10 protein-coding genes are annotated in these 11,407 nt (G+C 67.6%); 3 read left to right on the top strand and 7 right to left on the bottom strand.

The window, feature by feature from the left end; all coding sequences use genetic code 11:
- Positions 1-1,075: 30S ribosomal protein S1 (gene rpsA, locus ADBZ5U_RS10470; RefSeq protein ID WP_526265112.1), on the bottom strand; the 1,075-nt coding region annotated here is incomplete at its 3' end.
- A 142-nt stretch (positions 1,076-1,217) separates the two neighbouring features.
- On the opposite strand from rpsA, the gene ADBZ5U_RS10475 reads away from it, so the two are divergent.
- Positions 1,218-2,393: a PrsW family intramembrane metalloprotease gene (locus tag ADBZ5U_RS10475; RefSeq protein WP_526265114.1), complete on the top strand. Its 1,176-nt coding sequence runs from the start codon at positions 1,218-1,220 to the stop codon at positions 2,391-2,393.
- Positions 2,394-2,405: 12 nt separating this feature from the next.
- Here the strand turns inward: ADBZ5U_RS10475 and polA are convergent, their stop codons facing one another.
- Complete coding sequence (gene polA, locus ADBZ5U_RS10480) at positions 2,406-5,069, bottom strand: DNA polymerase I (RefSeq protein ID WP_526265129.1); 2,664 nt, start codon at positions 5,067-5,069, stop codon at positions 2,406-2,408.
- An 85-nt stretch (positions 5,070-5,154) separates the two neighbouring features.
- Here polA and ADBZ5U_RS10485 point away from each other — a divergent pair, with 85 nt between their 5' ends.
- Positions 5,155-5,595: a Zn-ribbon domain-containing OB-fold protein gene (locus tag ADBZ5U_RS10485; protein ID WP_526265116.1), complete on the top strand. Its 441-nt coding sequence runs from the start codon at positions 5,155-5,157 to the stop codon at positions 5,593-5,595.
- Positions 5,592-6,797, top strand: a complete 1,206-nt coding sequence (locus ADBZ5U_RS10490) for a lipid-transfer protein (protein ID WP_526265118.1) — start codon at positions 5,592-5,594, stop codon at positions 6,795-6,797. The genes ADBZ5U_RS10485 and ADBZ5U_RS10490 overlap by 4 nt, the downstream gene beginning before the upstream one ends.
- Before the next feature lie 48 nt (positions 6,798-6,845).
- Here ADBZ5U_RS10490 and ADBZ5U_RS10495 read toward each other — a convergent pair whose 3' ends face one another.
- The 5 genes from ADBZ5U_RS10495 to ADBZ5U_RS10515 form a co-directional block, all read right to left on the bottom strand.
- Entirely contained in the window at positions 6,846-7,589 is a 744-nt protein-coding gene (locus ADBZ5U_RS10495; protein WP_526265120.1) for an ABC transporter ATP-binding protein, read from the bottom strand.
- Positions 7,590-7,596: 7 nt separating this feature from the next.
- The gene (locus ADBZ5U_RS10500; RefSeq protein ID WP_526265131.1) at positions 7,597-8,406 is read right to left on the bottom strand and encodes an ABC transporter ATP-binding protein; all 810 of its coding nucleotides are present in this window, start codon (positions 8,404-8,406) and stop codon (positions 7,597-7,599) included.
- A gap of 26 nt (positions 8,407-8,432) precedes the next feature.
- Positions 8,433-9,593 carry a branched-chain amino acid ABC transporter permease gene (locus tag ADBZ5U_RS10505; protein ID WP_526265122.1) on the bottom strand — a complete coding sequence of 387 codons (1,161 nt, stop codon included), beginning with the start codon at positions 9,591-9,593 and terminating at the stop codon, positions 8,433-8,435.
- Positions 9,594-9,616: 23 nt separating this feature from the next.
- Positions 9,617-10,654: a branched-chain amino acid ABC transporter permease gene (locus tag ADBZ5U_RS10510; protein ID WP_526265124.1), complete on the bottom strand. Its 1,038-nt coding sequence runs from the start codon at positions 10,652-10,654 to the stop codon at positions 9,617-9,619.
- 71 nt (positions 10,655-10,725) lie between these two features.
- Positions 10,726-11,407, bottom strand: a 682-nt coding sequence (locus ADBZ5U_RS10515; RefSeq protein WP_526265126.1) for a branched-chain amino acid ABC transporter substrate-binding protein, incomplete at its 5' end; no start/stop codon positions are given.

Consider the following 11,407-nt stretch of genomic DNA (forward strand, 5'->3'; position numbering starts at 1 on the left):
AGATCCGGCGGCGCTCCAGGTCGATGTCGATGACCTTGACCATGGCGTCGTCGCCCACTGCGACCACCTGGTCGGGGACCTCGACATGGCGCTCGGAGAGCTCGGAGATGTGCACCAGACCCTCGATGCCCTCCTCGACACGGACGAAGGCACCGAACGGCACCAGCTTGGTGACCTTGCCCGGCACGATCTGGCCGATGGCGTGGGTGCGGGCGAAGTGCCGCCACGGGTCTTCCTGAGTGGCCTTGAGCGACAAAGAAACCCGCTCGCGGTCCATGTCGACGTCGAGCACCTCGACGGTGACCTCGTCGCCGACCTGGACGACCTCCGACGGGTGGTCGATGTGCTTCCAGGACAGCTCGGAGACGTGCACCAGGCCGTCGACGCCGCCGAGGTCGACGAACGCGCCGAAGTTGACGATGGAGGACACCACACCCTTGCGGACGGCACCCTTGACCAACTGGTTGAGGAATTCGCTGCGGACCTCGGACTGGGTCTGCTCGAGCCAGGCGCGGCGGGACAGCACCACGTTGTTGCGGTTCTTGTCCAGCTCGATGATCTTGGCCTCGATCTCCTTGCCGATGTACGGCTGCAGATCGCGGACCCGGCGCATCTCCACCAGCGACGCCGGCAGGAAGCCGCGCAGCCCGATGTCGAGGATCAGGCCGCCCTTGACGACCTCGATGACGGTGCCCTTGACGGCCTCGTCCTTCTCTTTGAGCGCCTCGATGGTGCCCCAGGCGCGCTCGTACTGAGCGCGCTTCTTGGACAGGATCAGGCGGCCTTCCTTGTCCTCCTTGGTGAGGACCAGGGCTTCGATCGCATCGCCGACGGACACGACCTCATTGGGGTCCACGTCGTGCTTGATGGAGAGCTCACGGGAAGGGATGACGCCTTCGGTCTTGTAACCGATGTCGAGCAGAACCTCGTCCCGGTCCACCTTGACGATGGTCCCCTCGACGATGTCGCCATCGTTGAAGTACTTGATGGTCTTGTCGATAGCGGCGAGGAAGTCCTCGGCAGTGCCGATGTCGTTGATGGCTACTTGCGGCGAGGTGATAGTGGGACTGGGCATGTGTTGGGTTGCTCCGGACAGGGTTGATCGAAGGGACGGGTTTACAGGTTTGTACCCGCAGACCTGCGCACGGATACCGAACGAGACTACTCGACAAGGCACAACGCGGCCAAACCAGGCGCCTCACAGCTACTCTCCTGGGGTGCTCCAGACCCCCGGCGTCGTCTACCGCTTGGCCCCCCCGTTCCCGCGCCCGGTCCGCAAAGTCGGCGCTCCGCTGGCCGCGATCATCGCGCTGGGCACCCTGGCGGTGCTGATCCTGCTGCTGGGCAGTGTCGCCGACCCGGGTGGGACGGTGCTCGGTTTCGTCCTGGCCAGCGCCGCGATGGCCGGCGTCCTGCTCTGCTACCTGTGGCTGGATCGCTGGGAACCGGAGCCGCCGCGGCTGCTGATCATGGCGTTCCTGTGGGGGGCGTCGGTGGCGGTGGTGCTGTCGGTGCTGTTCTCGGAACTGTTCGAGCAGGCCTTCGGCGGCGACGGCGACAAGCCCGGTCCGCTGACCGTCGTGGTGGGGGCACCGCTGGTCGAGGAGGCGGCCAAAGGCCTGTTCCTGCTGGTCATGATGACCGGGCGGCGGCGCCACGAGCTGAACACCCTGACCGACTGCCTGGTCTACGCGGGCCTGACCGCGCTGGGTTTCGCCTGGGTGGAGAACATCCTCTACATCGCCGGCGCCGAGACCCTGCCGGGCGCACTGGCCGTCGCCGCCATGCGACTGGTGATGGCGCCCTTTGCCCACCCGCTGTTCACCACGATGACCGGCATCGGCGTGTACTACGCGCTCAGGCAGCGAAACCGCGCCGCCGCGGCGGGCTTCCTGCTGCTCGGCTACCTGGGGGCGGTGGCCCTGCACGGGTTGTGGAACGGGTCGGCCCTGGCGAGCTTCCAGACCTACCTCAACGTCTACGTGTTGTGGATGATGCCGGTGTTCGCCCTCGCCGTCGCCCTGGCGGTGGCCAGCCGGCGGCGCGAGCAGCACATAGTGGCCGGGAAGCTTCCCGCGATGATCACCGGCGGGTTGCTGACGCCGATGGAGGCCGCCTGGCTGGGCTCGTTGCGGTCCCGCAAGGCCGCGGTCGCGGCCGCCGGCCGGTTCGCGGGGCGGCCGGCGGCGTCGGCGGTGAAGCGATTCCTGAACCAGGTCGTCGAACTGGCCTACGTGCGCGACCGGATCGACCGCGGCTTCGGCGACGAGCGGGTTTTCGCGCTGCAGAGCGAGGAGGCCTACGCGGTGATGGCGGCGAGGGCGCAGGCCGGGCCGGTGCTGGCGCAGATGAACGGGCTGAGCCAACCCGTCCCGCCACCCCTCCGGGGCTGAGCCAACCCGTCACTAATGCGCCGCCGTGTCCCAACTCCGCCCGTAGCCGACTGAAACCTCCAGCGGCACGTCCAGGGGGTAGGCCCCGCCCATCCGGTCTCGCACCAGTTCCTCGACGGCGTCCCGCTCCCCCGGCGCCACCTCGAGCAGAAGTTCGTCGTGCACCTGCAGCAGCAGCCGCGACGTCAGACCGGACTGTCGAAGCGCCTCGTCGACCCCGATCATGGCGACCTTGATGATGTCGGCCGCGCTGCCCTGGATCGGCGCATTGAGGGCTGCCCGTTCGGCGGCCTCGCGAAGCTGACGGTTGCTGCTGTCCAGCTCAGGGAGATAGCGACGCCGGCCGAGAACGGTGGAGGTGTAGCCGTCCTTGCGGGCCTGCTCGACGACTGCCAGCAGATAGTCCCGCACCCCGCCGAACCGGGCGAAGTAGGCGTCCATCTGCTCCTTGGCCTCCTCGGTGGAGATCTTCAACTGGGCGGCCAGGCCGTAGGCGCTCAGACCGTAGGCCAGTCCGTAGGACATCGCCTTGACCCGACGACGCAGGTCGGCGGTGACCTCGTCGATCGGCACCCCGAAGGCCCGCGACGCGACGAAGTTGTGCAGGTCCTCGCCGGTGCGGAACGCCTCGATCAGACCCGCGTCCCTGGACAGGTGGGCCATGATGCGCATCTCGATCTGGCTGTAGTCGGCGGTCATCAGTTCGGCGTATCCGTCCCCGACGCAGAAGGCATCCCGAATGCGACGGCCCGCCTCGGTGCGGATCGGGATGTTCTGCAGGTTCGGTTCGGTCGAGGACAGCCGACCGGTGGCGGCGATGGTCTGGTTGAACGTGGTGTGGATGCGGCCGTCGGCGGCAACCGACTTCAGCAGGCCGTCGACGGTGACCTTCAGGCGGGTGGCGTCGCGGTGGGCCAGCAGGTGCTCGAGGAACGGATGGCCGGTCTTGTCGAACAACGACTGCAGCGCGTCGGCATCGGTGGTGTAACCGGTCTTGGTCTTCTTGGTCTTGGGCATGCCGAGTTCGTCGAACAGCACGACCTGCAACTGTTTCGGCGAGCCGAGGTTGATCTGCTGGCCGATCACCGAGTAGGCGGACTCAGCGGCGTCGCGGATCTGATCGCCGAACTCGCTCTGCAGCACATCGAGTTTGTCCAGATCGACGGCGATGCCGGTGCTCTCCATGCCGGCCAGCACCGACTGTACGGGCAGTTCCATCTCGCCGAGCAGCGACGACGAGTCGATCCGGGCCAGTTCCTCATCCAGAGCGTCGGCCAGGTCCACGACGGCGCGGGCCCGCAGGATCAGCGTCTGCACCGCCTGGTCGTCGATCCCGTCGGTGTCGTCGAGCAGTGAAAGCTGTTGCTGCTCCTGGGTTTCCGCACGCAGCTCGCGACGCAGGTAACGCAGGGACAGATCGTCGAGGGTGAAGCTGCGCTGCCCCGGGCGAACCAGGTAGGCGGCAAGAGCGGTGTCGGACGTGACGCCTGCCAGCGTCCAGCCCCGCCCGGACAGCTCGTGCATGGCGAGCTTGGCCTCGTGCAGCGCCTTCGGGGCGGACGGGTCGGCCAGCCAGGCCCCCAGTGCCGCCTCGTCGGCGGCCGTCATGGTCGCGGTGTCGATGTAGGCGCCGTCGCCGCCCGCGGGGGCGATGGCCAGCGCCGTAGCGTCGGCGTCGTAGACGACCCGGGTGCCGCTCACCGCCATCCCGGCTCGCCGTCCGCCGCGAGCGTGCCGGTCGAGCCAGGCGCCCACCTCGCCGGGCTCCAGTGCGCCGCCGCGCACGTCGAAGCCCTCGTCGACCTCGGGTTCGACGGCGGCCAGGGTGTCGAAGAGCCGGTCCCGCAACACCCGGAACTCCAGGTCGTCGAAGAGTCGGTGGATCTGGTCGCGGTCCCACGGCAGCAGGCGCAGGGTGTCCGGGGTCTGCGCCAACGGCACGTCGCGCACCAGATGGGTCAATTCCCGGTTGAGCACCACGCTGGAAAGGTTGGCGCGCAACGAATCTCCGACCTTGCCGCGGACGGAGTCGACGTTGTCGACCAGACCCTGCAGGGAGCCGTACTCGACGATCCACTTGGCCGCGGTCTTCTCCCCCACCCCCGGGATGCCGGGCAGGTTGTCGCTGGGATCGCCGCGAAGCGCGGCGAAGTCCGGGTACTGCTCGGGGGTGAGGCCGTACTTCTCCACCACGGCCTCCGGGGTGAACCGGGTCAGGGTGCTCACCCCCTTGATCGGGTAGAGCACCGTGATGTCGGAGTTGACCAGTTGCAGCGAGTCCCGGTCCCCGGTGACGACCAGCACCCGGTAGCCGGCTTCGTCGGCCTGGGTGGCCAGGGTGGCGATGATGTCGTCGGCCTCGTAGCCGGGTTCGGCCAGCACCGTGATGCCCAGCGCGTTCAGGACTTCCTTGGTGATGTCGATCTGGCCGCGGAACTCGTCGGGGGTGGCGCTGCGGGTGGCCTTGTACTCCGGGAAGCGCTCGGCCCGGAAGGTCTGGCGGGAGACGTCGAAGGCGGCGGCGATGTGGGTGGGCGCCTCGTCGCGCAGCAGGTTGATCAGCATCGCGGTGAACCCGTAGACGGCGTTGGTGGTCAGGCCGTTGCGGGTCTTGAAGTTCTCCGCCGGCAGCGCGTAGAACGCCCGGAAGGCCAGCGAATTGCCGTCCAGCAACATCAATGTCGGCGTGTCCTCGGCGCCCTTCCCAGCGTTCACGGCTCTCACTCTAGGCACTGCCACTTTCGCGACTAGGCTGACCTGCATGCCCGGTTCGCAAGGCGTTCCCGCCATCGAGGGCTGGTGGTCGCTCGATGAATCCGGGACTCCGCACCTGGTCGGGGCGAAATGCCCGCGATGTGGGAGCTACGTCTTTCCGCCCCGGCAGAACAACTGCCCCAATCCCGGTTGCGGGGCCGACGAACTCGAGCCGGTCGCGATGTCGCGGCGCGGGACGTTGTGGAGCTATACCGAGAACCACTATCAGCCGCCCTCTCCGTACCCGCAGACCGACCCGTTCGAGCCGTTCGCGGTGGCCGCGGTGCACATCGAAACCGAGGGTCTGATCGTTCTCGGGAAGGTGGTCGCGGGGACCTCGGCCGCCGACCTGAAGGTTGGGATGCAGATGGAGTTGACGACGATGCCGCTTTACATCGACGACGACGGCGTCGAGCGCACCGTGTATGCGTGGAGGGTCGCCACGTGAGCGCCCCGGAACCCGTCTACATTCTCGGCGCGGGCATGCACCCGTGGGGCAAGTGGGAGGACCGCGACTTCACCGAACACGGCGTGTACGCGGCACGGGCCGCACTGCGCGACGCCGGTCTGGACTGGCGGCAGATCCAACTGGTGGCCGGCGCGGACACCATCCGCAACGGCTACCCGGGCTTCGTCGCCGGCGCGACGTTCGCCCAGAAGCTGGGCTGGACCGGGATCCCGGTGTCCTCCAGTTACGCCGCCTGCGCCTCGGGGTCGCAGGCCCTGCAGTCCGCGCGCGCTCAGATCTTGGCCGGGCTGTGCGACGTGGCACTGGTCGTGGGCGCCGACAAGGCGCCGAAAGGGTTCTTCGCACCGGTGGGCGGGAACCGCCGCAACGACCCGGACTGGCAGCGGTTCCACCTGATCGGCGCCACCAACACGGTGTACTTCGCGCTGCTGGCCCGCCGCCGCATGGACCTCTACGGGGCGACCCTGGAGGACTTCGCGCAGGTGAAGGTGAAGAACTCCCGGCACGGCCTGAACAACCCCAATGCCCGCTACCGCAAAGAGAATTCGATCGAGGACGTCCTGGCCAGCCCGGTGGTGTCCGACCCGTTGCGGCTGCTGGACATCTGCGCCACCTCCGACGGTGGTGCGGCCCTGGTGGTGGCGAGCAAGGCCTTCACCGAGAAACACCTGGGCTCGACGGCCGGGGTGCCCTCGGTGCGAGCGGTGTCGTGCGCCACCCCGAACTACCCGCAGCACCTGCCTGAGTTGCCCGACATCGCCACCGACTCCACCGCCGTCGTCCCCGCGCCGGATCGGGTGTTCAAGACCCACATCCTCGACGTGGCCTACGCCGAGGCGGGAATAGGTCCCGAGGACCTGAGCCTGGCCGAGGTCTACGACCTGTCCACCGCACTGGAACTCGACTGGTACGAGCATCTGGGCCTGTGCCCGAAGGGTGAGGCCGAGGCACTGCTGCGCTCCGGTGCCACCACAGTCGGCGGACGGATTCCGGTCAACCCGTCCGGCGGTCTGGCCTGCTTCGGCGAGGCGATCCCCGCCCAGGCGATCGCCCAGGTCTGCGAGCTGACCTGGCAGTTGCGCGGCCAGGCCACCGGCCGCCAGGTGGCGGGCGCGACGGTCGGCGTCACCGCCAACCAGGGGTTGTTCGGACACGGGTCCTCGGTGGTCGTCGCCCGCTGAGTATCCCACCGCCGCGCACGCTCGCGGTCGGATCGTCAGTCGGGCCGGTCAGGCCACCCCGAGATACGCCGCGCGAATACTGTCGTCGGCCAACAACTCCCGGGCCGGACCTTCGCGGGTGACGTTGCCGGTCTCCAGGATGTAAGCCCGGTCGGAGCGGCTCAGCGCCTGCTGGGCGTTCTGCTCCACCAGCAGCACCGTGGTCCCCTCGGCGTTGATGTCGGCGATGATGCCGAAGATCTGCGAAATCACCATGGGCGCCAGGCCCATCGACGGCTCGTCGAGCAGCAGCACCCGCGGCCGGGCCATCAGCGCCCGGCCGATCGCCAGCATCTGCTGCTCGCCACCGGAGAGCGTGCCACCGACCTGCTTGCTGCGCTCAGCCAGTCGGGGAAAGGTGGCGAACACCCAGTCCAGCCGTTCGTCGTGGGCGGCTTTGGACTCGAACTTGCGCCCGTAGCAACCCATTTCGAGGTTCTCGGTCACCGTCATACCGGGAAAGACGCCGCGGCCTTCAGGTGCCTGCACCAGCCCGTCGATCGCCCGCTGATGCGCCTTGACCCGGGTGATGTCGCGGCCGTCGAACCATACCGACCCCCGCGACAGCGGCCGCAGTCCGGAGATGGCCCGCATCAGCGTGGTCTTGCCGGCCCCGTTGGAGCCGAGCAGAGTCACCAACTCCCCCTGCCGCACCGTCAGCGAAACCCCGTGCAGCGCTTCGATTCTGCCGTAGTGCACAACGGCGTCGCGGACCTCCAGCAAAACGGTCTGCTCTTCGCGCGATACGCTCATCGCCGTCTCAGAGTTGGTCATCGGGCACCCCCAGGTAGGCGGCGATCACGGCCGGATCGTCGCGGATCTCTCCCGGCAGTCCCTCGGCGATCTTGCGGCCGAACTCCAGCACCACGATCCGGTCGGTGACGCCCATCACCAGACGCATGTCGTGTTCGATCAGCAGCACGGTGTAGCCGTCGTCGCGGATCGCGTGGATCAGGTCGACCAGCGCGGACTTCTCGCTCGGGTTGAACCCGGCGGCGGGCTCGTCCAGGCACAGCAGCTTGGGCTCGGTGGCCAGCGCGCGGGCGATCTCCAGCCGCCGCTGATCGCCGTAGGGCAGATTCTTGGCCTTCTCCTCGCCGCGATGGGCGATGCCGACGAATTGCAGCAGCGCCGCGGCCTTTTCGATGGCGGTGTGCTCCTCGCGGCGATGCCGCGGGGTGCGGACCAGCGCGCCCGGGACCGAGGTGTGGTGCCGGGCGTCGGTGCCGACGACGACGTTCTCCAGCGCGGTCATCTCGCCCCACAGCCGGATGTTCTGGAAGGTGCGCGCGATGCCCAGCCGGGTGATCTGGTGGCGTTTGCGCCGACCCAGCGGTTGCCCGTCGAACACGACGGTTCCCGACGTCGGGCGGTACACCCCGGTGATGGCGTTGAAGCAGGTGGTCTTGCCGGCGCCGTTGGGTCCGATCAGCCCGAGGATCTCACCGCGCCTGATCCCGAAACTCACCGAGTCCAGTGCGGTCAGGCCGCCGAAACGAACGGTGAGATCGCTTGCCTGCAGCAGGGTTTCGCCTTCGGCGACACCGACGTCGCGGGTCAGCGAGGCCATCGCCTCGTCGATCAGCGGCTCGCTCACTACGCCGCCTTGCTCTCGTCGGCCGACGCCAGCAGCCGGCGGGCCGACTTCCCATAGGCCAGCAACTGCTGGCGCACCGGGAACAGCCCCTGCGGGCGGAAGATCATCAGCACCACCAGGGCCAGGCCGAAGAACAGGTACTTCAGGTCGCCGAGGTTGATTCCCATGAATTCCACACCGAGCAGACGGTTGGGCAGATACACGATGACGAAAGCGCCGAAGACGACCCCCAGCTTGTTGCCCTGCCCGCCGAGCACCACCGCGGACAGGAACAGCATGGAATTGATGATGTTGAAGGTCGGCGGCGCGACGTACTGCACCTGCCCGGCGTAGAGCGCGCCGGACAGCCCGCCGATGGCCGCCCCGATGACGAAGGCCCACAGCTTGAACTTGAAGGTGTCGACACCCAGGACTTCAGCAGCGTCCTCGTCTTCGCGGATGGCCACCCAGGCGCGGCCGACCCGGCTGCGCTCGAGGTTGCCGACCAGCAGCAGGATCACCACCAGCAACGCCAGGCCCAACCAGAACCACCAGGTGCCGTAGTTGGCATCGCCGGAGGAGTTGCCGCTGGAGAACACTCCTTCGGGCAGTTTCTCGGTCTGGCCGACCCGCGGATAGGCGACCTCGTTCAGGCCCCGGGGGCCGTTGGTGATCCCGGCCAGGTTGTCGGCGAGGAGTCGGATGATCTCGCCGAAGCCGAGGGTGACGATGGCCAGATAGTCTCCGCGCAGTCGCAGCGTCGGAATGCCCAGGATCAACCCGGCCAGTGCCGTGACGACCATGGCGATCGGCAAACAGGCCAACCACGCCCACTTCTCGGTGAACACGCCCTGCCCCAACCGGTTCACCGGACTGTCCGGACTGGTCAGCATGGCGACGGTGTAGGCGCCGACGGCGTAGAAGCCGACGTAGCCCAGGTCCAGCAGACCGGCCTGGCCGACGACGACGTTGAGCCCGACGGCGATGATCGCTACCATCGCGAATTGCGCCATGGTCCCGCCGAATGAGATGCCGGTGGTGTCCAGGAACGGCGGCGTGTACAGCGGCAGCAGGGCCAACGCGGCGAATGCCACAGCCCCGAAACCCCACTTCTGCACGCGGGTGCGATCAGCCCACCAGTGCCGCAACGCGTCGCCCGGCGCCAGCAGTGTGTTCCCCACAGCGGAATCCGCAGTCCGGTGGCTCACGCGCGGGCCTTCCCGAGACTCTCGCCCAGGATGCCGGTGGGGCGGAACAGCAGCACCAGAACCAGCAGTACGAAGGCGACGACATCGCGCCACTGGGTGCCGAACACGGCCTGCCCGTAGTTCTCCATAACCCCGAGCAGCAGACCGCCGAGCAACGCCCCACGCAGGTTCCCGATACCCCCGAGCACGGCGGCCGAGAAGGCCTTGATGCCCAGCAGGAAGCCGCCCGAGTAGATGATGCCCTGCGGGACGCGCAGGGTGTAGAGAAGCGCGGCCGCGCCGGCCAGCATGCCGCCGATCAGGAACGTTCTGAGGATGATGCGTTCCCGGGAGACACCCATCAGCGTGGCGGTGACGGGATCCTGGGCCACCGCGCGGATGCCCCGGCCGAACTTGGTGCGGTTGATCGCCAGGTCGGTCAGCAACGCCAGCACCAGGGCTGCGCCGACGATCACCAGCGTGATGTTGGAGACCGAGGCGCCGAAGATGTGGAACTGGGTCTTGGGCTGGACCAGGATGATCGGCTGTTGGGCGTTGCTGCCGCCGTAGCCCTTGATGATCTTGGGCAGGACGAAGTGGACGAATTCCTGCAGCACGAACGACATCCCGATCGCGGTGATCAGGAAGGTCAGCGAGCGGGCGTTGCGGCGCCGCAGTGGCCGGTAGGCGATCGCCTCCAAACCGATTGCGGCCGTGCCTGATACCGCCATGGCGAACAGCATGGCGACCCCGAGATACAGCACGGTCAGACCGACCCCGCGGTTGTAGGCGTTGCCGCTCGGCGTGAAACCCAGGATGATGTCCAGGCAGAAGTAGGCGCCGAACATGCCGAGCATGAAGATCTCGGAGTGCGCGAAGTTGATCAGCCGCAGCACGCCGAAGACAAGCGTGTAGCCCACCGCCACGAGTGCGTAGATGGCGCCCCAGGCCAGTCCGTCGACGGTGAACTGCCAGAAGCCGTTTCGCAGGTTGGAGACGTTGAAGCCGATGTCACCGGCGAGGCAGGCGTAGTTGCCCAGGCACTCCTGGATCATCGGCGCAACCCACTCCTTGCACTAGTACTCCAGGGGGCGCGGCCGCGACCGGCCGCGCCCCGCGAAGCCTCTCACTGGACCTTGTACATCCAGATCAGTGTCGTGGTGAGTTCACCGTTGTCGGTCCACTGGTACTTACGCGCCACTCCCTGGCCGTTGTACTTCTTGGCGTAGTCGAGCAGTGCCTCGCGGGTGACCGCGCCCGAGTCGATGCCCTTGGCCAGGATGGTGCCCAGGTCGTAACCCTCGGTGCTGTAGGTGCCAGGGCCCTGGCCGAACTTCTTGGTGTACTCGTCGGCGAAAGCCGCACTGGCCGGACCGCACGGGCAGGACAGGATGGCGTCCTTGGCCGACGATCCGGCCTGCTTGACGAACTCCGGGTCCTTGGAGCCGTCCGCGCTGGCGAACTTGCCGGCGTAACCGGCGTCGCGCAGCTGCTGCACGAACGGGGCCGCCTCGGAGTAGTAGCCGCTGTAGAACACCGAATCCGGCGACTGCCCCTTGACCTGCGTCACCGCTGCGGAGAAGTCCTTGTCGCCCTTCTTCACCGAGATGTTGCAGGCCGAATCGGCGACCGGGCCCAGGGTGTCGCGGACCGCCTTGGCCAAACCGGAGCCGTAGTCGGTGCTGTCGTCGACGACGCAGATCTTCTTGTCGCCGAGAGTGTTCTTCATGTAGTTGGCGACCGAGGGGCCCTGCACGCCGTCATTGGCCAGACCGCGCACGAAGGTCTTCCAACCCTGCTCGGACAGT

The organism is Mycobacterium sp., assembly GCF_040398885.1.
GTDB lineage: Bacteria > Actinomycetota > Actinomycetes > Mycobacteriales > Mycobacteriaceae > Mycobacterium.